This window comes from Desulfovibrio piger (assembly GCF_012843875.1).
Taxonomy (GTDB): domain Bacteria; phylum Desulfobacterota; class Desulfovibrionia; order Desulfovibrionales; family Desulfovibrionaceae; genus Desulfovibrio.
The window spans coordinates 70,641-93,324 of record NZ_JABAFY010000005.1 but is presented as its reverse complement, the minus strand read 5'-3'; the positions used below and the strand labels follow the sequence as shown (position 1 = coordinate 93,324).

Here is a 22,684-nt window from a genome sequence, read left to right as displayed (position 1 = left end):
TTGTGCAGACCGGCCGCGCTCTTGCGGGCGCAGGCTCCGGCAGGCGGGAGCGCACAAAAAAAGCCGGGAAGGACCAACGTCCCTCCCGGCCGTAAATCACCATCCGGTGTGGCTGGAGCAACTAGACGATGCCGTGCTCACCGGGCTTTTCGTACACGGGGCGCTCCTGCTGGTGCACGTAGAATTCCGTGTCGCCCAGGGCCAGCAGAACGGCCGAGGACACATAGATGGACGACGCCGTACCCACGAACACGCCGATGAGCATGGTCAGGGCAAAGTCGTGGATCACGCCGCCACCCAGCAGGTACAGGGCCAGGGTCGCCACAAAGGTGGTACCACTGGTCAGGATGGTACGGGACAGGGTCTGGTTGACGCTGCGGTTGATGAGGGCGTCCAGGGGCTGCTTGGGCGCGGCACGCAGGTTTTCGCGCAGCCGGTCATAGACGATGATGGTGTCGTTGAGCGAGTAACCCACCAGGGTCAGCAGGGCCGCCATGACGTTGAGGTCGATCTCCACGCCCATGAGCGACAGCAGGCCCACCGTGATGAAAACGTCATGGATGAGGCCCACCAGGGCGCCCAGAGCGAAGTTGAGCTTGAGGACGAAGCAGACCACCAGGGTGATGCCCAGGGCCACCAGCACCAGCCAGCCCATGCTCAGGCCCGTGAGGCCGGCCAGGTACATGCCGCCCCAAAGGACGGCAGCCATGGCCACACCGGCCATCCAGCGCTGTTCGAAGCGGCCGGAGATGTACACGGCGATGAGCAGGGTCGCGTAATACAGGGCGCCCAGGGCCTTGTTGGTCAGGTCGTCACCGACCTTGGGGCCCACCATCTCAAGGCGCTGGATCTCCACGTCATTGCCGGGGAAGGCCTTGGCCAGGGCGGTCAGCACGTTGGTGCGCAGCGCCGCGGCATCGGTGTTCTCGGCAGAGGAAAAGCGCAGCAGGTAGTCGCGCGTGCCCTCACCGAAGCGCTGGGTGCTGATGCCCGGCAGTTCGGGCACATCCAGGCTCTTCTTCAGTACTTCGTCTTCCACAGGCTGGGCGAACTGCACCTGCACGATGACGCCGCCGGCGAAGTCGATGCCCATGCGCAGGCCATTGCCCCACAGCGCCGAGCCCAGACCCACCAGAAGCAGCAGGATCGAGATGGCGTAGGCGATGTGGCGCTTGCCGATAAAATCTATCTTGGTGTCATGCTTGATGAATGCGAAAGCCATGATTCTCTCCCGGCCAGCCTAGATGCTGATGCCCTTGGGGCCGCACTTGCGCGCCCAGTATTCAAAGATGGCCCGCGACACAAAAATGGCCGTGAACATGGAGGCCACGATACCCAGCGACAGAGTGACCGCAAAACCGCGGATGGGGCCCGTACCGAACTGGTACAGGATCACCGTGGCGATGATGGTGGTCAGGTTCGAGTCGGTGATGGAAATGGTGGCGCGCTCGAAACCGGCCTTGACGGCCGCCAGGGGCGAGAGCCCCAGATGCAGTTCCTCGCGTATGCGCTCGTAGATCAGCACGTTGGCGTCCACGGCCATACCGATGGTCAGCACGATACCGGCGATGCCGGGCAGGGTCAGGGTGGCGCCGAAGCCGGCCATGCCCGCCATGACGATGAGCATGGTGAAGCAGAGCATGATGTCGGCGATGACACCGCTCATGCCGTAGTAGATGGCCATGAACACGACCACAGCGGCGGCACCCACCAGAGCGGCGTTGATGCCGCTGTCGATGGATTCCTGGCCCAGGGAAGGACCGACGGTGCGTTCTTCCAGCACCGACACGGGCGCGGGCAGCGAACCGGCACGCAGCACGATGGCTAGGTCCGTGGCTTCCTGCGTGGTGAACTGGCCGGTGATGACGGCGCGGCCACCGGCGATGCGCTGCTGGATCACGGGGGCGGAATAGACCTTGTCGTCCAGCACGATGGCCATGCGGCGGCCCACGTTTTCGCCGGTGACGTTCTCGAACAGGGTGGCGCCGCGGCTGTTGAAGTTCAGGCTGACGCTGGCACGGTTCTTTTCGAAGGTGGGCTGGGCATCGGCCACGTCCTCACCGGAGAGCATGGCGTCCTTTTCCACTGCGATCAGGCGCGTGGCGGTCTCGCTGCCGTCGTGGCCTTTTTCCAGCAGGGGCAGGGCCATGACGCCGCTGGGCAGCACGGCCTTGTTGGGATCCACGTCGTCACGGACAAGGTGGAATTCCAGATGGGCGGTCTGGCCCAGGATCTGCACGGCACGGCGCGGGTCGGAAAGACCGGGCAGCTGCACCTGGATGCGGTTGCCTTCCTGCTTGCGGATGTCGGGCTCGGCCACACCGAACTGGTCGATACGGTTGCGGATGGTCCGCAGGGCCTGATCCAGCGCCATGTCCTCGATGCGGCTGATCTCTTCGGGACGGAATTCGGCCACATAGCGCAGACCGGCTTCCGTACGACGGGGCTCGCCCACATTCAGCTGGGGGAAATTCTTTTGCAGGATCTCCTGCAGCTTGGCTTCATCGTCCACACGGGGCAGGGCAAATTCCAGTTTGTCATTGCCCACCACGCGGGGATGCAGCACGACGATCTTCTCGTCCTTGGCAAGGCGGCGGATATCCTGCCCGGCCAGCGCCAGCGAGTTGCTGACAGCCTTGGCCACGTCGACGCCCAGGGTCAGGTGGATGCCGCCCTTCAGGTCCAGGCCAAGGTTGATTTTTTTGGATGGTAGGACGTTTTCCAGCGCCGTCCCGATATAGGGCACGCTGGGCAACGCGTAGACAAGGCACAGGCCGAACACGAGCAGGGCCACGGCCAAGCGCGAGCGCAAACCAATCATTGGGATACCTTCCGCACTTGATGGAGATGTCCGTAAAAACGGAAAGAGGCGGCCGGCCGGAGCCAGAACCGCCCGACACGGCCCGGCGCCTCCCTGCAAACAGGGCGGCGCCGGAGCCGCAACCATTACCGATTCCGAAACAAGAACGGAATGTTACTTCTTTTCTTCGGCCTTGGCTTCAGCCTTTTCGGCGCTCTTGCCGATCAGGCCGCCGATGGCGCCGCGGCTCATGCGCAGCTTGGCATCGCCACATTCGATGACCACTTCTTCTTCGCTGATTTCCACGATGCGACCGATCAGGCCGCTGCTGGTCATCACGTGGTCGCCGCGCTTCAGTTCGGCCAGCATCTGCTTGTGGGCCTTGGCGCGCTTCTGCTGGGGACGGATCAGCAGGAACCAGAAGATGGCGAACATCAGGATCAGGGGAACAAACTGCATCAGCATGTCGCCGCCGCTGGGGGCGGCGCCGCCGGCCTGGGGGGTACCCATGGCGAAAGCAACGGATTCAAACAACAAGATGAACCTCCAAAGGGATGCTGTAGGCAGGCCGCTTTCTATGCGGGATGCCCGGGGTAACAAATTTTCAGCGCGCAAGCATATCCTGCCGCAAAAAAACTTGCAAGCCCTTCTCCTGAGCGGGAAAAACGTCCTCCGCGCGGCAGGGGTGATGGTAAAAAACATGCCGGCAGGGGCGCTTCGTTCAGAAAAAATCGCCGCCGCAGGGCCGATTTGAACGACCGGGGACTGTGCAGTCTCTTTATTGAAGGAAAGCCCGGTGCCTGGGCCGCCATCCCGCCCGGGAAGCTCCCGCACAGAGACGACAGGCGGAAAAGCGAAGTTCCTGCGCAAGCGGCCTTCGGAAAGGATCGCCCCTCCTCTGCTCCACCCGTCTGAGGGAAGAAAGACGCATCCCCTTCCTATCACCGGGGATGCCGCCCCGGTATCCCGAAAAGGCTCTCTGTACGGGGCGGACCTCAGCTTCCCAGCACGGCCCGGACGAAATTGCAGGCGATGCGCACCACCTCGTCCCGGCTCTCCCTGTGCGACAGGGGCAGATGCCCGCCGTGACGGCTGACCGTGCGCAGCACATGGGTCTCGGCCCTGCGGGACGCCGTGCAGATCCACTCCACGGCATTGCGGCGCGGGCAGCTGCTGTCATGCCAGAGCTGGACATAACAGACCGGGACATCGCAGGCGGGCAGCAGGGCCCGCAGCCGGGGCTGCTCATGGGCTATCTCGGCCATATGGCGCCAGCAGACCACCCGCTCGTGTCCCTGCCAGGGCGCGGTCTCCCGCGCGGCCTCACTGCGCGGGGAGCAGATCTCCACAGGCTGTCGCCAGGCTTTCCAGGCCAGCCGCCAGCGCAGGGCCCGTTCGCCCAGACGGCCGGGGCGGGACGACCAGTAGAGCGGCGCGGCGAAGACCAGCAGGCAGCGGGGCGCGGGCAACCCGGCCTCCCGGGCCCAAAAAAGCGTATCCAGAGCCAGCAGGCCGCCCAGGGAATAGCCCGCCAGCAGGGGCGGCTCCGGGCTTTGGCCCGCAAGGGCGGCATAGGCCTCATGGGCCGCCGCGCTCCACTGGTTCCAGTGGCTGCGTACGAAAGCCTCCCAGCCGGTGCCATGCCCCGGCAGACAGGGCGCATGGCATGCCACGCCCATCGTCGCCAGCTCTTGCGCCAGCGAATCCATATCAGCGGGCCCTCCACCCAGACCGTGCAGCAGCAGCGCGTCCATTCTTGCCCTCCCCGAAGCATGAGGATACAACTACGCCTGTTTTTCCCGTCCGCAGACCTTAACCCGTCAGGAGCATCCATGCAAACCTGCGACACGCTTCTCCACGCCGGTGTCCTGCTGACCCAGGACGATGACCGGCGCGTCCTCGAAAACGCCGCCCTGGCCATTGATGGCGGGCGCATCGTCGCCCTGGGCTACAGCCAGGATGTGACAGCCGCATGGCAGGCACGTGAAATCCTCGACCTTTCCGGCATGCTCGTCATGCCCGGCCTTGTCAACGCCCACACCCACGCGGCCATGACCTTCCTGCGGGGCCTGGCCGACGACATGCCGCTCATGGACTGGCTGCAGCAGAAGATCTTTCCCGTGGAACAGGGCCTGACGCCCGATCTGGTGCGCCTGGGCAGCCTGCTGGGCTTTGCCGAGATGCTGCGCACCGGGACCACGTCCTGCGTGGACATGTACATCTTCGAAGCCGCCGTGCTGGAAGCGGCGGACAAGGCCGGTCTGCGCTGCCTGGCCGGTGAGGGCGTGTTCAATTTCCCCTCGGCCTGCTGCCCGGATGCCGATGCGGCCCTGGCCTGCACCCGGGAGATGGCGCAGCGCTGGGCCGGTCATGACCGTCTGCATGTGGCCGTCATGCCCCACAGCGTCTACACCACCACGGCGGCGCAGCTCACGGCCTGCCGCGAACTGGCCGACGAACTGGGCCTGCCGCTGCACATCCATCTGGCCGAGACCCGTCAGGAAACGGCCCTGAGCCTGGAACAGCACGGCCTGCGCCCCGTGGCCCATGCCGACCGTCTGGGGCTGCTGCGTCCCGGGACCATCCTGGCCCATGTGGTGGACGTGGACGCCGACGAGATCGCCCTGCTGGCCCGCCGCGGCGTGATCGTTGTCCACAATCCCTCGTCCAACATGAAGCTGGCCTCCGGGGTGGCCCCGGTGCCCGCCATGCTGGATGCCGGCGTGCGGCTGGCCCTGGGCAGCGACGGCGCCGCCAGCAACAACCGCCTCAACATGTTCACAGAGATGGGCCGCGCCGCCCTGCTGCACAAGGCGGCGGGCGATCCCGAGACCATGCCCGCCCGGACGGTGCTCGACATGGCCACCCGAGGCGGTGCGGCGGCCATGGGCGGTGACGGCGGCGTCCTTGCCGTGGGGCGTCCCGCGGACTGCATCGCGCTGGATCTTTCCGCGCCCAACATGCAGCCCCTGTTCAACGCGGCCTCCCACGCCGTCTATGCGGCCACGGGCATGGAAGTGGCCCTGACCATGGTGGCGGGCGAGGTCCTGTACCGTGACGGCCGCTTCAGCCGCTTTGATTACCCGGCCCTGTGCGCGGAAGTGCGCGAGATGCGGCGCTTCGTCCTGCGCCGCCTGGGCCTGCCCGAACAGGTGGCCTGAGCCGGAGCCCTTCCCGTCGCGGCCTTGCCTGCCGGGGCCGGAGCGGGGCCCTTGCGGCAGCGGAAAAGCCGCCCGGGCGGGGTTCCCTTGCACGGGGGGACTTGACACCATTGTTTTTTGGTCTATAGTGCCCCATTCAGACTGAAACGAAAGCGCTTCGGCGCATGGAGGTATCGTTATGGCTGCTCTGCTTAATGCCGTGAAAACCGCCGAAGGCGTGGTTGTGAACGGTTTTGTGGTTTCCCCCATCATTGACAAGTGCGAAGGCTGTGATCGCATTCGCGAGTTTGAAGGCGAAAACTTCTGCTCCAGCTACGCCAGCCCCGCCAGCAAGTGGTCCGGTGGCCGCTGCAACTTCGCTACCCATGTGAAGGTGCAGGTCGCCGCCGCTGCCAAGGTCAACCCCCTGAAGGCGTCCAAGCGCGCCGCCAAGGGTCGCTAGACCATACGCGGCATGCGGGACGCGCCCGGCGCGAACATCCCGCACCGATTGCAATTTTCTGGCACATTGCACAGGGGAGGCTGTCGCGACAGCCTCCCTTTTGTCATTTGTCCGCAGGGGCCTCCAGGCCCGGGCGGCTTCAAGGAAAAACAGCATGAACACAAGTTCGCAGGACAGCGCCCTGTCCCCCCTCCTGCGCTGGCTGGATCAGCGTCAGGACCGTGTGGCGGCCCTTCAGGGCGACCTGACCGCCTTCCGTGCCCTGGGCCCGGAAAACGGCAGCGAGGGCGAGCTGGCCAAGGCCCTGTATATCGAAGACTGCCTGCGCGCCTGCGGGGTGAGCGACATCCGCCGTCTGGATGCCGCCGATCCGCGCGTGCCCTCCGGGCTGCGCCCCAACGTGGTGGCCCGCATCCCCGGCCGTTCCTCCCGGACGCTCTGGCTTTTTGCCCACATGGACGTGGTGCCGCCCGGTGACCCGGCCCTGTGGCATTCCGATCCCTGGCAGGTGGTCCGGCAGGGCGACATGCTCGTCGGACGCGGTGTGGAGGACAACCAGCAGGGCCTGGTGAGCATGCTGCTGCTGGCCGAAGCCCTGCATGCCTGCGACATCACCCCCGAACTCAGCCTGGGCCTGGTGTTCATGGCCGATGAGGAATGCGGCAACGACTACGGCCTGGCCCATGTGCTAGAGCGCCACGCGGCTCTCCCCGAAGAGCAGCGTTTCCTGCGTGCTGACGATTTCTACATCGTGCCGGACTCCGGTTCCCCCACGGGCGCGGACATCGAGGTGGCCGAAAAGTGCCTGTGCTGGCTCAAGGTCGACGTCAGCGGCGTGCAGTGCCATGCCTCCACGCCCCACAAGGGCCGCAACGCCTTCGTGGCCGGGGCCGCCGCCGTGCTGGCCTGCATGGAGCTGCACAAGGATTTCCCCCGCCGCGACGCCCTGTTCGACCCGGCCTGCTCCACCTTCGTGCCCAGCCGCCACGATGCCAACGTGCCCAGCGTCAACATCCTGCCCGGACATGACACTTTTTACGTGGACTGCCGTCTGCTGCCCGGCGTGGAACCCGAGCATGTGCTGGACGCCGCCCGCCGTCGCCTGACGGCCGTTGCCGAACATCACGGCGTGCGCATCGACGCGGCCATCGAGCACTGCCAGCGCGCCTCGGAAACGGCTGCGGACAGCCCCGTGGTCGCGGCCCTGCGCCGTGCCGTCACGGACATCTATCAGGTGGAGGTCCGTCCCGTGGGCATCGGCGGCGCCACCGTGGCCGCCCTGCTGCGCCAGCAGGGCCTGCCCGCCGCCGTGTGGAGCTGCATCGACAGCACCTGCCACCAGCCCGACGAACATTCTTCCATCACCGCCACCCTCAAGGACGCCCAGGTGTTTGCCCATGTGCTCATGCAGCGCTGAGAACCGTTTTGACTGTATCGTGACAGGCGGCGGCCATGCCGGTTCCGAGGCCGCCGTGGCCCTGGCCCGTCTTGGCCTGAGCGTGCTGCTGATCTCCGGCAATGTGGACCGTCTGGGCTATCTGTCCTGCAACCCTGCCATCGGCGGCCTGGCCAAGGGCCACATGGTGCGCGAGATCGACGCCCTGGGCGGCATGATGGGCCTGTGGGCCGATGCCGGGGGCATCCAGTTCCGCACCCTCAACATGAGCAAGGGCCCGGCCGTGCGCGCCACGCGCGCCCAAATCGACCGCGAGGCCTATCAGAAGGTCCTCAAGAAGACCCTGTTCTCCACGCCCGGCCTGCGCATCTGGCAGGACTCCGTGACCGAGGTGCTGGAAGAGAACGGCCATGCCGCCGGCGTGCGCACGGCCCAGGGCCTGACCTTCCATGCTCGGCATGTACTGCTCACCACCGGCACGTTCCTGGCCGGCCTCATCCACATCGGCCTCACGCATCTGCCCGGCGGCCGTCTGGGTGATGCCCCGGCCACGGGCCTTTCCGACAGCCTGCGCCGTCTGGGCCTCACGCTGGGCCGTCTCAAGACCGGCACCACGCCGCGCCTGCTGCGGGCGTCCATCGATTTTTCCAAACTGGAGGAACAGCCCGGCGATACTCCGCCGCCGCGCTTCAGCTTCCGTGGTCCCGGCCCGGTGCTGCCGCAGGTGCCCTGCCACATCACCTGGACCAACGAGGCCGCCCATGCGGCCATCCGTTCCGGCTTCGACCGCTCGCCCCTGTTCACCGGGGTCATCCAGGGCACGGGCGCCCGCTACTGCCCCTCCATCGAGGACAAGGTGGCGCGCTTCCCCGAGCGCGAACGGCACCAGATCTTCCTGGAGCCCGAAGGCCTGGACAGCCCGGAGGTCTATGCCAACGGTATCTCCACCAGCCTGCCGCTGGACGTGCAGCAGGCCATGATCCACGCCATCCCCGGTCTGGAGCATGCCGTCATGGTGCGTCCCGGCTATGCCATCGAATATGACTATGCCAACCCGGTGCAGCTGCACGGCACGCTGGAGACCAAGGCCCTGCCCGGTCTGTGGCTGGCGGGCCAGATCAACGGCACCTCCGGTTACGAAGAGGCCGCGGCCCAGGGGCTGTGGGCGGCCCTGAACATCGCCTGCCGGGAGAAGGAGCTCGATCCCTTCGTGCCCGGACGCGACTCCTCGTACATGGCCGTGCTGGTGGACGACCTGGTCACCTCCGGCACCGAGGAGCCCTACCGCATGTTCACCTCGCGGGCGGAGCACCGCCTGCTGCTGCGCGAGGACAATGCCGACGTGCGCCTGACCCCGCTGGGCCGCAAGATCGGTCTGGTGGGCGAAGAACAGTGGCGCCTCTTCAACGACAAGATGGAACACGGCCATGCGGTGCGCCGCCTGCTGCAGCAGGTGCGCGTCCAGCTGGCCGACGGCGACGAAGCGGCGCAGACCGCTCCGGCAACGCCCGAAGAGACGGAACTGCGTACCGCGCTGCGCGGCCGGACGCTGGAAGAGGCCCTGCGCCGTCCCGACATGGATCTGGAGCGTCTGGCCCGCATCTCGGCCCCGCTGGCCGAGGCCCTGGCCGATCGCGACCTGCGCGATCTGGAGACCGTCCAGGTGGACGTCAAATACGCGGGCTATCTGGAGCGCCAGCGCGAGCTCATCGCCCGTGCCGCGCGTCTGGAATCCGTGGAGCTGCCCGCCGATCTGGATTACCGGCAGGTGGCGGGCCTTTCCCGCGAGGTGGAGGAAAAGCTGGACCGCGTGCGGCCCCGCAACCTCGGCCAGGCCGGGCGCATCTCCGGCGTGACCCCGGCGGCCGTGGGCTGTCTGGAGATCCACCTGCACAAGCTGGGCCTGCTACGTGGCAAGCGGCAGTCCCTCTGATGCCTTTTCCGGGACCTGCGGCCCAGCCGCGGGTCCCCTTTTTGTGCCGCGCATCTTCGCCTGACAAAAGAAGGATGCGCTGTTGACGTTGGGGAATGTTCCCCGTTATCCTGAGAGGACGGGTGCCTTTTGTAGGCGTGTGCTCAGGGCCACGCCGTACACACGGCGGCAGACCGCGTTTTCCTGCCCCGGACGCGGCATCCGCTCCTGCGTCCGCCCGGACGCCTCCACGACAAGGCTGCGCATCCCGCCGCCTTCGTGGGCTGCGTTCCCGGCGGCGTCCCCCTCACCCCAGCCCGTGCCCCGGCACGGCGACATGCCTTTGCCCGGCGCCGGTGCGGCGCGCAGGCAAAGCCCTTCTAGGAGGCTGTTTTGGACGGTGGTTCCGACTGTCATAGTAGCAATGGCACCATCTGGTCGCGTCTGACCCGCTTTTTCGGACGCGAAGACGATGAATCCCTAGAAAAAGCCATCATCGAAGCCCGCGCCGACGGCGAAGTGGAGCCCGACGAGGAGTCCATGCTCCTGGGCATCCTGCGCTTCAACGACCTGCAGGTGCAGGACACCATGACGCCCCGCACCGACATCGACTGTGTCCCCGAAGACATGCTCCTGCCCGAAGTGGCCAGGGTCATCGTGGAGTCGGGCCATTCCCGCATCCCTGTCTTCCGCGACACCCGGGACAATATGGTCGGCATGCTCCACGCCAAGGATATCCTGAGCTGCCTGCTGGACCCCAAGATGGCTGACCAGCCCGCCAGTGCCATCATGCGCGAACCGTTCTTCGTGCCCGAGACCAAGCCCATCCGCAACCTCCTGCAGGAATTCCGCGCCAGCAAGCAGCACATCGCCATCGCGCTGGATGAATACGGCGGCACCTCGGGCCTGATCACCATCGAAGACCTGCTGGAAGAGATCGTGGGCGACATCGAGGACGAACACGACGCTCCCCGCGAGGAAGACATCCGTCCCCTGGGGGCCCATGTCTATGAACTCACGGGCCGTGCCCTGCTGGAAGATCTTGAAGAACTGGGCGTGGACCTCAGCTCCGACGAAGTGGACACCATCGGCGGCTACCTGAGCATGGAAGCCGGCCATGTGCCCGCCCCCGGCGAGGTCTTCATCCTGCGCGGCTGGCGCTTCGAAGTGCTGGATGCGGACAAGAAGCTCATCCGCCACCTGCGCATGGAACCGGCCCGGGAAAACACGCCCGACGCCTCTGAAACGGAAGACTGAGATGCGTGACGCCTGGTTGCGTTCCTCCCCCCTGGGCCTCGGCCTGGCGGGGGCCGCGGCGTTGTGGCTTGCGTTCCCCAACGGCTGGATCTCCCTGCCGCCGCTGGCCCTGCTGCTGCCCCTGTGCCTGGCCCTGCTGGGCGATTCGGCGCCCTCGGCGGGCGCGGCCCTGCGTCGCGGCTGGCTGAGCTCCATCGTGGGCATGGCGGCCGTGCTCTACTGGCTGACCATTCCCATGGCCACCGTGGGCAACCTGCCCATGGCCCTGGCGGCGGTCTGCGCCGTGCTGGTGGCCACCTGCCTGGCCAGCGCCGGCGGCCTGTTCAGCCTGCTGGCCCATGCCCTGCGCGGGCGCGGCCCGCTGGCGCAAGCCTGGTTGCTGGGTCTTGCCTGGTATTTTCTGGAATACGTCTACGCGCTGGTGGCGGGCTTTCCCTGGCTGCCCCTGGGCGGCGCCCTGGCGGCCTGGCCCCTGTGGATACAGGCCGCCGACGTGACGGGTGCCTATCTGCTGGCCGGCCTGTGGGTCACGGTGATCCTTTGCCTGCGGCACTGGCGCCGGCCTGCCTGCGTGTGCACCGGGCTGCTGCTGGCCGCCCTGCTGCTGGGCTACGGTGCCTGGCGCCTGCACACCACGCCGCTGGAGGACGATCCCCGCGGCGAGGACAGCGTGGCCGTCCTCTTTGCCGAAGGCAACATCGACCAGAACCAGAAGTGGGTGCCGGCCTACCAGCGCCGCACGGTGGAGACCTATCTGCGCCTGACACAGGCGGAGCTGGCGCGCCATCCCGGCGAAAAGCCCCTTATCGTCTGGCCCGAAACGGCCCTGCCCTTCAATTTCGACAACAACGGCATCCTGTCCGCACTGGTGCGCAATCTGGCCCGCCAGTCCCAGAGCCCCCTGCTGACCGGCGTGCCCGGCTTCCAGTATGATGCGGCAGGCAACATGCAGGTCTTCAACCGTGCCCTGCTCCTCGATCCCTCGGGCAACACGGCGGGCCATTATGACAAGGAACATCTCGTGCCCTTCGGCGAATATGTGCCGGAGTGGCTCAACTGGAACTTCCTTGCCGACCTGCTCCAGGAAGTGGGCGTCTACACCCCCGGCCGCTCCGCCGCGCCCCTGGTGCACGAAGACCTCCGCCTGGGCATGCTCATCTGCTACGAGGCCGTCTTCCCCTGGCTGGCGCAGGCCCGCGTGGAGCACGGCGCCAACGTGCTGGTGGACATCAGCAACGACGGCTGGTTCGGCCGCTCGCCGGCGGCGCTCCAGCATCTGTACCTCGCCTCCCTGCGCGCCGTGGAACAGGGGCGCTGGCTGCTGCGGGGCACCAATACCGGCATCTCCGCCATCATCGACGCCCGCGGCCGCGTGACCGTCCGCGGGGGCCAGTTCGAAGAAAATACCCTCTGGGGGCGTGTGCGCCTGCAACAGGGGGCCACCATCTATCACAAGCTCGGGCTCTGGCTGCCGCTGGCCGCCGGACTGCTCTGGCTCGGCATTTTCTGGGGCACGCGTCGCCCCTCACCTTCAACCCCTCGATAGTTCTCATGTTGCAACTCAGTGATCTTCGTGCCCGTTGCCAGCCCCTCGACCAGCGTTTCGACAACCTTTGGGGGCGTCTTTGACGTCGCGGCCAGCGAACAGCGTCTTGCCGCCATCGAAACGGAACTTTCCCGCCCCAATGCCTGGGACAATCCCGAGGCCCTGACCCCCCTGCTGCGCGAAAAGCGCCAGCTGGAGGATGAGGTCTCCCGCCTCAATGCCCTCAAGACCTGCCATGACGACATGCACGAGTGGCTGGAACTGGCTGTGGAAAGCGGCGAGGACGAGGCCCTGGAATCCCTGGCGAAACAGCAGGACAGCCTGGACGCCCTGCTGGACGAGACGGAACTGGTCATGCTGCTCTCCGGCGAGGAGGACAACCAGGACGCCATCCTGGAGATCCACCCCGGTGCGGGCGGCACCGAATCCCAGGACTGGGCGGAGATGCTGCTGCGCATGTACACCCGCTGGGCTGCCCGGCGCCATTTCACCGTGGAGGAGCTGGACTATCTTCCCGGTGATGAAGCCGGCATCAAGAGCGTGACCCTGCGCATCTCGGGCCCGCACGCCTTCGGTTTCCTGAAGAGCGAACGCGGCATCCACCGCCTGATCCGCATCTCGCCCTTCGATGCTTCCGGCCGCCGCCACACCTCCTTCGCCTCCGTGGACGTCATGCCCGACGTGGGCGACGACATCCAGCTAGACATCAAGGAAACGGACCTGCGCTTCGACACCTTCCGCTCCAGCGGCCCCGGCGGCCAGAGCGTGAACACCACCAGCTCGGCCGTGCGCGTGACCCACATCCCCACGGGCATCTCGGCCCAGTGCCAGAACGAGAAGTCCCAGCACCACAACAAGGAAGCGGCCCTGTGCATCCTCAAGGCCCGTCTGTACAACCTTGAGCTGCAAAAGCGCGAAGCCGAGCGCGCCGCCCAGTATGCGGGCAAGGACGCCATCGCCTTCGGCAGCCAGATCCGCACCTACACCCTCCAGCCGTACCGTCTGGTCAAGGACCACCGGACCAACAGCGAATGCGGCGACGTGGAAGCCGTCCTGGATGGCCAGATCGACCAGTTCCAGCACGACTACCTGCTCTACAGGCACGAACAGCAGCGCTGATAGCGTCTTCATGGCCCGGAAAGGTGCGTCTGCCCCGCAAAACAGGCATGTCCCGCACTTTTCCGGGCATATTTCCCTGCCATTTTCCGCCCTGCAACTTTACCTCGTCCGGTAAAAAGGATAGGATTCCTTATCATAACGACTGGCATCCTTTTTACCAACGCTCTCCTTTCACCGACGAGGAGGAACGATGAACAAGAGCGAACTCATCAAGGCCCTGGCAGAAGAAAGCAATCTTCCGTTCGATGATGCGTCCTTGGTGGTGAACACTTTCATTGATGCGATGAAGGATTCGCTCATCGCTGGCGACCGTATCGAGATCAGGGGATTCGGGAGCTTCAAGATCAAGGAATACAGCGGCTATGCCGGACGTAATCCCAAAACCGGCGAAAGCGTCTCCGTCGTGCCCAAACGCCTGCCCTTCTTCCGTGCCGGGAAGGAGCTCAAGGAATATATCAACCAGTAACCGCAGTCCCATTTAGCTCAGTTCCAAGGAGTGGACCATGCAATTTTTCGGTGCCCTGACCGCCCTCGTCACGCCGTTCAAAAACGGCGCCGTTGATGAAGCCGCCTATCGCGAATTCATTGAATTCCAGATCAGTGAGGGAATCCACGGCCTTGTGCCTTGCGGCACCACCGGCGAATCGGCCACGCTCTCCCACGAAGAGCATGAACGTGTCATCGAGATCTGTATCGACCAGGTCAAGGGGCGTGTGCCCGTCCTGGCCGGTGCCGGTTCCAACAATACCATCGAAGCCATCCGCCTGACCCGCTTTGCCCAGAAAGCCGGGGCCGACGGTGCGCTGCTGATCTCCCCCTATTACAACAAGCCCACCCAGGAAGGTCTGTACCGTCACTTCAAGGCCATCGCCGAAGCCGTCGACATGCCTCTGGTCCCCTACAACGTTCCCGGCCGTACCGGCACCAACCTGCTGCCTGCCACGCTCAGCCGTCTGGCTCATGAGTTCCCCAATATCGTGGGCGTGAAAGAAGCCACCGGCGACATGAGCCAGTGCAGCCTGATCATGGAACAGTGCCCCAAGGGCTTCAGTCTGCTTTCCGGTGACGACTTCACCGCTCTGCCCCTCATGTCCATCGGCGGCAGCGGCGTCATCTCCGTGACCTCCAATATCGTCCCCGGCAAGGTGGCTGCCATGTACAATGCCTTTGCCAAGGGCGATATCTCCACCGCCATGGGCATCCATCATGACCTCTTCGTCCTGCATCAGGCCATGTTCATGGAAAGCAACCCCATCCCGGTCAAGACCGCCCTGGCTCTCATGGGCCGCATGACCGACGAGATGCGCCTGCCGCTCTGCCCGCTGACCGACGAACATCTGGAACGCCTCAAGAACGTCCTGGCTTCCAAGGGACTGCTTGCCTAATACGGCACATCGTCTTCAAGCCCCGCTCCGGCGGGGCTTTTTTCTTGCCCTGCGTCAGGCCTCCGTACCGGGCCTATCCCTTTTCCGATATGCCGATGCCTGCAGCCGGGGACCACGGTCTGCACGAAAGCCTGCCCGTATCCCTCCCCGTTCGCTCAGGCCGGCGCCCCTTCCGTGCCGTCGTTTCTGCCCGCCGGGCCTTGCCACTGCTTGCCTTCCCCCTGCCCTGCTGCTAGCATGATGGCGTTTTCCATACTGTGCCGAGGAGACCATCCATGACCGATTCCCGTTCCGATCCGACAATCGTGCAACGCCTCATGCAGGCGCTGGAAGCGGACACCGCTGTTGAACTGGCCCGGGCCCTGGGCCTGCCCGTGGCGGATGTGGAACAGGCGCTGGCCAAAGGCCAGGTCCCGGACGAGTGGGTCCGCATCTGCGCCGCGGAAACAGGCTGCAATGCCGACTGGCTCTTCTTCGGCCGTGGCCCCATGCGCCTCCCGCTGGTGGAGTCCGGTGCCATGCCCGCCTGCCTCATGCTGGAAGATGTGGATGACGATGTGGACATGATCACCGTGCCCCTGGTGGTGGCCCGCCTGTCCGCCGGTTCCGGCAGTCTGGAAGTCAGCAGCGAACAGGAAGGCGGCTATGCCTTCCGCAGCGACTTTTTGCACCGCAAGGGCAATCCCCGCCGCATGGTGCTGATGCGCGTCTCGGGCGACAGCATGGTGCCCGAGATACAGGACAACGACCTCGTCCTGCTGGATCAGGGCCAGACCGAGATCGTCTCCGGCCGCCTCTACGCCATCGGCTTCGAGGATGCCATCTACATCAAGCGCATCGACCTGCTGCCCGGCCAGATCGTCCTGCACAGCACCAACCCTGCCTATCCTCCCGTGACCCTCGACCTGAGCGGCGACTGCGCCGAACAGTTCCGCGTCATCGGCCGCGTACTCTGGTCCGGTCGCGAATACCGCTAGCCGCAGAAGTTTCGATCCATATTTTCAAGGGGAGAGGGGGACTTTTTCCAGCGGCAAAAAGTCCCCCTTTCCCCCTCACCCTTCAAAAAACGCTGCATGATCCCTGTGACGCTGATGTCGCGCACAGGACAGCCCCGCCTTCCCGTCCCCCGGTGCGGATGAGGGGCACTATGCGGGGACCCCGCCCAGATCCCGGCCCGGTAGCCAGATGCCCCTGGGGACAGGGCAAACAGCATAAGGACGGCGTGGTCTACCCGGCAAAATGGTTTTCGGGAAAGTGAGGGTGCGCGGGATGAGGCAGTGCTGCGACCCTGCGGGCCTGCGTCCGCAGGAGCCGGCGCTCCTCCCGCAGGATGACGGAACAGTCGTTGCCGCATAAAAATAAAAGAGCGTGCATCCATGACAGGATACACGCTCTTTTTGTGCATAAGGTCGTTGTTCGGCCCCTAGCCGGGCCGCCAGCCCTGCGCCCCCGGAAAAGAGGGGCTTTCACATGACGGCGGGAAGGCTTCGGGCCGCTGCGGTGCGGCCTACAGGCTGCCCTGCCTCACGAAATCGTCCGGCACGTCGGCCAGCGTGGCCACCATGACGGCCTTGATGGTGTGCATGCGGTTGGCGGCTTCGGCAAACACGAGGCTGTTGGGCGATTCGAAGACTTCATCGCTCACTTCCATGCATTCCAGGCCAAAGCGCTGGTACATCTTTTCACCGATGATGGTGTCACGGTTGTGGAAGCTGGGCAGGCAATGCAGGAAAGCGCAGCGCTCATTGCCGGTCTTGCGCATCATCTCGCTGTCGATGCGGTAGGGGGTCAGCAGGTTGATGCGTTCCTGCCAGACATCTTCCGGCTCGCCCATGGAGACCCAGACGTCGGAATACAGGAAGTCGCAGCCCTTGACGCCGCTGTCCACATCTTCCGTACGGGTGATGCGGGCCCCGGTCCGCTCGGCGATGGCGCAGGCCTGTTCGTAGATCTCGTCGGAGGTCCACAGGGCCCGGGGCGCCACGCTGCGGAAGTCCAGGCCCAGCATGGCCGAGGCGATCATCAGGGAGTTGCCCATATTGTAGCGGGCATCGCCGATGTAGGCCATGGTCTGGTCCTTGTAGGGCTTGTCGCAATGCTCGCGCATGGTCAAAAAGTCCGCCAGGATCTGGGTGGGGTGCCATTCGTTGGTCAGGCCGTTCCACACCGGCACGCTGGCAAAACGGGCCAGCTCTTCCACGATGCTCTGGCCAAAGCCGCGGTATTCGATGCCGTCATAGAAACCGGACAGCACACGGGCCGTATCGGCCATGGATTCCTTTTTGCCGATCTGGGAACCGGAGGGGCCCAGATAGGTGGTGTGGGCACCCTGGTCATGGGCCGCCACTTCAAAAGAGCAACGGGTCCGGGTGGAATCCTTTTCAAACAATAGCACGATATTCTTGTCCAGCAGGAACTTGGGCTCGCGCTTTTCCTGCTTGGCTTTTTTCAGTGCGGCGGCCAGATCCAGCAAGTAGATCAGGTCTTCGGAAGTAAAGTCCGTTTCCTTCAAAAAATCTCGATTGGTCAGTCTGCTCATGCCATGCTCCACCCTTTCGGGTCGTTGCTGAAACTCTCTCCGCCTGCGCCGCCCGGCGGCTGTCGGCCTGTCCTCAGGCCGTGTTCCTCTACAGGTGGAAAGCAGGAATCTAGCAGCGCCGGGCCGCTTTGTCCATGCCCGAACGCCTGTAACATGAACGTCACATCCGCGCGCAGAAGGGTTGCGGGCATATCTGCGCAAGACATTGCCCCCGGCATCGTTTACGCTTATGCTTCCACCAAGAAAGGAGATCCTCATGCGAACCTGGACATGCCTCGCCGGATTGCTCACCCTGCTCCTGGGCCTGATACCCTGTCCGGTGTCTGCTGCCCCATCCGCGTATCACCTCAGCAAGGTCGTCATGCTGACACGTCATGGTGTCGCGGCACCGGCCGACGATAACCAGCTGCCCCGGATCACCGGCAAAGCCTGGCCGCAATGGCCTGTGGGGCCCGGCCAGCTCTCGCCGCGCGGCGCCGGGCTGCTGACGGCCCAGTGGGCCTCCCTGCGTGCTCTGTATCTTGAGGCGGGCCTGCTGCCGGCGCAAAAGACCGAATCCCGGGTCTTCGTGCGTGCGGACAACACCCCGCGCAGCCGCGGCAGTGCCGAGGCCCTGTTGCGGGGCCTGACGCCGGGCACGCTGCCTTCCTATGCCGTGGTGAACCTGGATCCCGACCCTCTCTTTGAGCCTGTACAGGCCGGTCTTGCCATCTTCGACCCGGCCGAGACGGCCCTGGCCGTCCTGGACCACATCAACGGGGACTTTTCCCAGTTCTGGGAAAGCCTGGGCGAGCCCATGTCCCTGCTGGACCAGCTCACGGGCCCCCTGTCCTCCGAAGCCTGCAACAGCATCAACCTGCCCGGCGGCTGCCGCCTGTCCGACATGCTCCCCTCCATCTCCATTATGGACATGGGCCGCCGTGTGGAGATACGGGGCGGCCTTGGTCTGGGATCGACCCTGGTGGACCTGCTGGTGCAGGAATACGCCCAGTGGCCGCAGCAGGATGCCGCCTGGGGCCAGGCCAATGCCGCGGCCCTGCGCAAGCTCCTGCCCATCCGCAGCGAGATTTTCAATGCCCTGCACCGCACGCCGCTGGTCGCCGGCATCTACGGCGGCCCCCTGCTGCGGGATATGGCCCTTGCCCTTTACAGCCAGCATGCCGACCCGCGTCTCAACGAGGCCCGGTGCGCCGTCTTTGTGGGCAACGACAACAACCTGGCGGCCATCGGCTCGCTGCTGGGCATCGACTGGCAGGCGTCGGGTTTTCCGCCCAATGCCCTGCCGCCCGGCACCGTCCTGGCCATGGAATTGTGGGAAGGCCCCGACAACGCCAGTGAAGTACGCTTCCGGGTCTTCATGCAGAGCCTCGATTTCATGCACGCGCCGCTGAGCGTCACCACGGCCAGCGGCTACCAGACGGCCCCGGACAGTTACGGCCCGGCCCTGCTGGAAGCCCATGTCACGCTCGACGGCCAGGAGGACGGTCCGGTCATGGGCAGGGAGCTGTTTGAACAGCGCGTCCGCGGTGCGCTGGAAGGACGGGGCCTGCCGCGCATTACCTTCCTGCCGGAAATGGTCTCCCCGCAGGCCCCGGCACCGACCCTTCCCGTACAGCCATGACGAACGACGAAAAAAAGACTTTGCTGCAACAGCGCTACGCGGAACTGGATGACGAAAGCCTGTGCGCGCTGGAACGCCACAAGCTGACCGAACAGGCCCGCGAGCTTTTCGATGCGGAGCTGGCCCGCCGCGGCCTCGATCTGGCCGCCTATGAAGCGCGCCACGGCGACAGCCTGTACCGGAGCCGGACGGCCCTGCGCCAGAGGCAATGGCGCGGTGTGGGTCTCAAGGCCATCCTTGCCGGTGTCATCTTTGCCGGGGCCGCCCTGGTCCGGCAGCAGTATGGCGACAGTCTGGACGCCATGGAGACCCTGCCCGTGGCTGCCGGCGGCCTGGCCCTGGTCATCCTCGTGCTGGCCTTTGCCCTGCGCCGCCGCTGAGGCACCTGCCCCTGCCGGACAAATTCCGCCGAGGCTCCGGAGCTGTCAGGCGATCTCCGCCCTGCCGCGCCGGGAGCACTGTCTGTATCTTCGTGCCATCGCCTGCTGTCCGTCAGGCGCAAACATCGGCCCATTACGACAGCTTTCCTTCCTGTACAAAAAACGGGGAAATGCCATGAGGCATTTCCCCGTTGCCGTTTCATGTCGTCCTCAAAAAGATGTGGACGGCTAGTCGTCGCTGACCTGGGGCGTCGTCCCCGGAGCCACCATCTTCAGGGCGTGGCGGCAGATCTCAAGATTCTTGCGGTAGCCTTCGATGTCCGGTCCGGTGGTATGTCCGGCACGGGCATAGCAGTCCAGGGCTTCCTGCAGGGTATCCACGGCTTCCTGCCACTGACCGGCCGTTGCCAGGGCCACGCCGAGGTTGCCCAGGGAGAAGGCCGTTTCCGTATGGTCGCCCAGCAGCTCCTTGCGGATGGCCACGGCCTGGCGGTGCAGGGCGATGCCCTGTTCCAGATCGCCGCGCTCTTCATGGATGCGTCCCAGATTGTTCAGGCAGGTGGAGACATCCATGCGGGACTCGTCGCCGCTCTGCTTCTCGAACACGTCCCGGGCCTTGAGCAGCAGCGCCTCGGCGCCATCCAGATCCCGCTGCATGTACAGGCAGGCCGAAAGGCGCATCATGGCTCCGGCCACCAGCGGATGATCTTCCCAAAAACCGGCACGCAGGCCGTCCACGGCTTCGCGGCTCACGGCGATGCTCTTTTCCACCTGTCCGGCAGCAAGGTACAGACGTCCCAGATTCTGCAGCGCGCCACAGGTGGCGGGATCCTGCACGCCCTGCCGCTCACGCAGCAGGCTCACGGCCGCCTCGATGGCTTCGATGGCTTCGGCCTGACGGCCCTGCTCGAAGACGGCACGCCCCAGCCCGTCCAGAGCCAGAGCCTTGTGCAGAGGATTGTCCGTCCCCTTGTCCAGCAATTGGCGATACCGGTTTTCGGCACCGGCAAGGTCCCCGGCAGCCATCAGCTTGCCGGCGGCACGGATCTCCTGGATCCAGCTTTTCGCATCCATGTTCGTACTCCTGAAAAGATCTCTTCTGCCGGGCTGTATGCGCAGACGTCCGGCCATGCTGGCCCCATGTTGCCAAAACGGGCAGCCGGTCGCAACCGTATGCCCGCTGTTCCGGCTGTGTCCTGCCCGCTAATCCCGCAGCAGGTCCATGCGCAGGATCTCCACCGTGCGCACCTGCCGCATCACTATCGGCCCGTGCAGCCACAGCCAGCTGTCCTGCTCATCGCTCAGTCCCTGACGCCGTAGCTCCGCCGCCACAAGAGCGCAGATGTCTTCCACGGCCGCCACGGCTTTCTGCCCGCCTTCTTCGGTCGTCAAAGGGGCCGCTGCGGCCTGTTGCAGGGCAGTACACATATCGGCCCCCAGGCGGGGCAGGCCCTGCACGGTGCGCCAGGCCCATTTGTAGAACGGCAGATACCGCCGGTTCAGCAGGCAGGCCAGGGAAAGGGCCGCCTCGCTGAAGCGCCCCAGGGCCAGCATGGCGCCGATGCTGTCCCCTCGTTCAAGACAGCGCGGCAGGTTGTACTGGCCCGCCTGTGCCATCTGCATGCAGCGCGTGGCCATTTTTTTCAGATGCAGGTCACGGGGAAAATAGTCCAGCAGGGTCGTGCGCCAAGCACTGAAGCGATCGGGCCCGTCGAAAAAAACTTCGCCATTGGTGCAGGTGGCCAGTCCCCATTCCTGCATGCCCAGCCAGTGACACCAGTCGGAAGGCGGCGTGTCCCGGCCGGTGAAGCGGGCGTAAAAATCTTCCATGGCCATGGGTCCTGTCCGCCCCATGCGCCGCTCCGGCGTCATGCGACAGGGAAAACCCTCGAAGGTCCCGGGCAGCAGGCGCAGGACGTCTTCCAGCCGCTGCCTGTGCCGGGCCAGGTCTTCCCGCGAAAGCCAGATACAGAAGCCCGGCCCCCAGTCGTGATCCCGGGACGTGGCATCGTCGAAGCCCAGGCATTCCGAGCCCTCCCCTGCCAGGCCCACGGCGCACAGGGGCAGGATGTCGCCCACCTGTTCCTGCAACAGGGGCAGGCAGGCCTCGAAATAGCGCCGGGAAAGTTCCAGTCCTTGCATCATGATCATCTCCTTGGGGCGGTATCCGCCGATTGTCCGCATCTGTTGCCGTCAGGCCGGGGCACAGCATGACGCTGCCCCCACAAAGCCACGATGAAGATGCCGCCGAGGATGGCGGCCGAACACAGGACAAGGCGCAGGGTGATGGCCTCGCCCACGAAGACCACCGCCCCCAGGGCCGTGATGACAGGCACGCTCAGCTGGGCGGCGGCAGCGGCCGCGATACTGTAACAGGGCACCAGCGCATACCAGAGGATATAGCCCAGGGCGGAGGCCAGGGCCCCGGCGCACAGGGCCAGCGCCACCCCCTGCACCGGCAGGGAGAGCCGCCACCACAGGGCCAGCATCAGCACCAGGACCAGGGGGACGCAGCGGATGAAGTTGTCGGTGGTGGCCTCCGCAGCGTGACGGAACTTGCGGCCGCACAGGCTGTAGGCCCCCCAGGCGGAGCCGGACACGAACATCACGCAGGCGGCCGGCAGGGGCGGCGCTTCCAGACCGGGCAGCAGCAGGACCACGAGCCCGGCCATGGCCAGGCCTATCCCCAGCGTCTGCCCCAGGTTGGGGCGCTGCCCCGCATGGATCCCGTAACCTATCATGCTGGTCTGCACGGCCACGGCGATGACCAGGGCCCCGGCCGCGGTGGGCATGCTCACATAGGCGATGGAAAACGCCAGCATGTAGGTGAACAGCGCCAGGGCCGCGCCCCAGCTGCCCTGCCCCCGCCAGTCCGGCACCTGCCCGTGACGCCGCTGGCGCCATCTGTGCAGGACAAAGAGCATCAAAGCGCCGGACGTCATGCGGATGGCCGTATAACTGACCGGATCCATGCCGTGATGCAGCAGGGCAAGGCGGCACAGGATGGAGTTGGGGGCAAAAAGGGTCATGCACAACAGGGTCAGGAGCGCCAGCGGCAGCCCCTTCTGCCAGGCGCGGCGTGCCGCAGGCCCTGTCCCCGGTATGGATTGTTCCGTATCCGTCATC

General features: G+C 65.4%; 21 protein-coding genes. 13 read left to right on the top strand and 8 right to left on the bottom strand.

Features of this window, described 5'->3' with window-relative positions:
• Nucleotides 1-121: 121 nt before the first annotated feature.
• The 3 genes from secF to yajC form a co-directional block, all read right to left on the bottom strand.
• On the bottom strand, nucleotides 122-1,222 hold the full coding sequence (gene secF / locus HF854_RS02640; protein ID WP_168934883.1) for a protein translocase subunit SecF: 1,101 nt from the start codon (nucleotides 1,220-1,222) through the stop codon (nucleotides 122-124).
• 18 nt (nucleotides 1,223-1,240) lie between these two features.
• Nucleotides 1,241-2,821, bottom strand: a complete 1,581-nt coding sequence (gene secD, locus HF854_RS02635) for a protein translocase subunit SecD (RefSeq protein ID WP_168934882.1) — start codon at nucleotides 2,819-2,821, stop codon at nucleotides 1,241-1,243.
• Between the two features lie 153 nt (nucleotides 2,822-2,974).
• The gene (yajC, locus tag HF854_RS02630; RefSeq protein WP_205906006.1) at nucleotides 2,975-3,310 is read right to left on the bottom strand and encodes a preprotein translocase subunit YajC; all 336 of its coding nucleotides are present in this window, start codon (nucleotides 3,308-3,310) and stop codon (nucleotides 2,975-2,977) included.
• Between yajC and HF854_RS02625 the strand changes: the two genes are divergently transcribed.
• Entirely contained in the window at nucleotides 3,309-3,554 is a 246-nt protein-coding gene (locus HF854_RS02625; RefSeq protein WP_168934880.1) for a hypothetical protein, read from the top strand. The two genes, yajC and HF854_RS02625, sit on opposite strands and share 2 nt — an antisense overlap.
• Nucleotides 3,555-3,795: 241 nt before the next feature.
• On the opposite strand, the gene HF854_RS02620 is transcribed toward HF854_RS02625, so the two are convergent.
• Nucleotides 3,796-4,554: an alpha/beta hydrolase gene (locus HF854_RS02620; RefSeq protein ID WP_168934879.1), complete on the bottom strand. Its 759-nt coding sequence runs from the start codon at nucleotides 4,552-4,554 to the stop codon at nucleotides 3,796-3,798.
• Nucleotides 4,555-4,632: 78 nt separating this feature from the next.
• Between HF854_RS02620 and HF854_RS02615 the strand changes: the two genes are divergently transcribed.
• From HF854_RS02615 to HF854_RS02570, 10 genes are all read left to right on the top strand, one after another.
• Nucleotides 4,633-5,961: an amidohydrolase gene (locus HF854_RS02615; protein ID WP_168934878.1), complete on the top strand. Its 1,329-nt coding sequence runs from the start codon at nucleotides 4,633-4,635 to the stop codon at nucleotides 5,959-5,961.
• 178 nt (nucleotides 5,962-6,139) lie between these two features.
• Nucleotides 6,140-6,403, top strand: a complete 264-nt coding sequence (locus HF854_RS02610; protein WP_006004419.1) for a PxxKW family cysteine-rich protein — start codon at nucleotides 6,140-6,142, stop codon at nucleotides 6,401-6,403.
• A 154-nt stretch (nucleotides 6,404-6,557) separates the two neighbouring features.
• The gene (locus HF854_RS02605) at nucleotides 6,558-7,820 is read left to right on the top strand and encodes a M20 family metallo-hydrolase (RefSeq protein WP_168934877.1); all 1,263 of its coding nucleotides are present in this window, start codon (nucleotides 6,558-6,560) and stop codon (nucleotides 7,818-7,820) included.
• The gene (gene mnmG, locus HF854_RS02600) at nucleotides 7,801-9,732 is read left to right on the top strand and encodes a tRNA uridine-5-carboxymethylaminomethyl(34) synthesis enzyme MnmG (RefSeq protein ID WP_168934876.1); all 1,932 of its coding nucleotides are present in this window, start codon (nucleotides 7,801-7,803) and stop codon (nucleotides 9,730-9,732) included. The genes HF854_RS02605 and mnmG overlap by 20 nt, the downstream gene beginning before the upstream one ends.
• A gap of 372 nt (nucleotides 9,733-10,104) precedes the next feature.
• A complete protein-coding gene (locus HF854_RS02595) occupies nucleotides 10,105-10,968 on the top strand; it encodes a hemolysin family protein (protein ID WP_168934875.1) in 864 nt (287 codons plus the stop codon).
• 1 nt (nucleotide 10,969) lies between these two features.
• On the top strand, nucleotides 10,970-12,514 hold the full coding sequence (gene lnt, locus HF854_RS02590) for an apolipoprotein N-acyltransferase (RefSeq protein ID WP_168934874.1): 1,545 nt from the start codon (nucleotides 10,970-10,972) through the stop codon (nucleotides 12,512-12,514).
• Nucleotides 12,515-12,519: 5 nt separating this feature from the next.
• Nucleotides 12,520-13,633 (top strand): peptide chain release factor 2 gene (gene prfB / locus HF854_RS02585; protein ID WP_204625293.1). Its coding sequence is split into 2 segments (ribosomal slippage): nucleotides 12,520-12,594 and nucleotides 12,596-13,633, totalling 1,113 coding nucleotides; the frame shifts between segments, so codons are not numbered across the junction.
• 190 nt (nucleotides 13,634-13,823) lie between these two features.
• Nucleotides 13,824-14,099, top strand: coding sequence for an HU family DNA-binding protein (locus tag HF854_RS02580; protein ID WP_006004403.1), 276 nt, complete (start codon nucleotides 13,824-13,826; stop codon nucleotides 14,097-14,099).
• 37 nt (nucleotides 14,100-14,136) lie between these two features.
• Nucleotides 14,137-15,018 carry a 4-hydroxy-tetrahydrodipicolinate synthase gene (gene dapA / locus HF854_RS02575; RefSeq protein ID WP_168934872.1) on the top strand — a complete coding sequence of 294 codons (882 nt, stop codon included), beginning with the start codon at nucleotides 14,137-14,139 and terminating at the stop codon, nucleotides 15,016-15,018.
• A gap of 275 nt (nucleotides 15,019-15,293) precedes the next feature.
• On the top strand, nucleotides 15,294-15,995 hold the full coding sequence (locus HF854_RS02570; protein WP_168934871.1) for a LexA family transcriptional regulator: 702 nt from the start codon (nucleotides 15,294-15,296) through the stop codon (nucleotides 15,993-15,995).
• 530 nt (nucleotides 15,996-16,525) lie between these two features.
• On the opposite strand, the gene argF is transcribed toward HF854_RS02570, so the two are convergent.
• Nucleotides 16,526-17,557: an ornithine carbamoyltransferase gene (gene argF, locus HF854_RS02565; RefSeq protein ID WP_168934870.1), complete on the bottom strand. Its 1,032-nt coding sequence runs from the start codon at nucleotides 17,555-17,557 to the stop codon at nucleotides 16,526-16,528.
• 256 nt (nucleotides 17,558-17,813) lie between these two features.
• Between argF and HF854_RS02560 the strand changes: the two genes are divergently transcribed.
• Both HF854_RS02560 and HF854_RS02555 read left to right on the top strand, forming a co-directional pair.
• Nucleotides 17,814-19,178: a histidine-type phosphatase gene (locus HF854_RS02560; RefSeq protein ID WP_168934869.1), complete on the top strand. Its 1,365-nt coding sequence runs from the start codon at nucleotides 17,814-17,816 to the stop codon at nucleotides 19,176-19,178.
• Nucleotides 19,175-19,558 (top strand): hypothetical protein, encoded by a 384-nt coding sequence (locus tag HF854_RS02555; protein ID WP_168934868.1) that lies wholly within the window; start codon nucleotides 19,175-19,177, stop codon nucleotides 19,556-19,558. The genes HF854_RS02560 and HF854_RS02555 overlap by 4 nt, the downstream gene beginning before the upstream one ends.
• A 228-nt stretch (nucleotides 19,559-19,786) precedes the next feature.
• Here HF854_RS02555 and HF854_RS02550 read toward each other — a convergent pair whose 3' ends face one another.
• The 3 genes from HF854_RS02550 to HF854_RS02540 all read right to left on the bottom strand — a co-directional run bounded on the left by HF854_RS02550 (nucleotide 19,787) and on the right by HF854_RS02540 (nucleotide 22,683).
• Nucleotides 19,787-20,632 carry a tetratricopeptide repeat protein gene (locus tag HF854_RS02550; protein ID WP_168934867.1) on the bottom strand — a complete coding sequence of 282 codons (846 nt, stop codon included), beginning with the start codon at nucleotides 20,630-20,632 and terminating at the stop codon, nucleotides 19,787-19,789.
• A 129-nt stretch (nucleotides 20,633-20,761) separates the two neighbouring features.
• The gene (locus HF854_RS02545) at nucleotides 20,762-21,703 is read right to left on the bottom strand and encodes a DUF4037 domain-containing protein (protein WP_240937635.1); all 942 of its coding nucleotides are present in this window, start codon (nucleotides 21,701-21,703) and stop codon (nucleotides 20,762-20,764) included.
• 2 nt (nucleotides 21,704-21,705) lie between these two features.
• A complete protein-coding gene (locus HF854_RS02540; RefSeq protein ID WP_168934866.1) occupies nucleotides 21,706-22,683 on the bottom strand; it encodes a DMT family transporter in 978 nt (325 codons plus the stop codon).
• Nucleotide 22,684 lies beyond the last annotated feature (1 nt).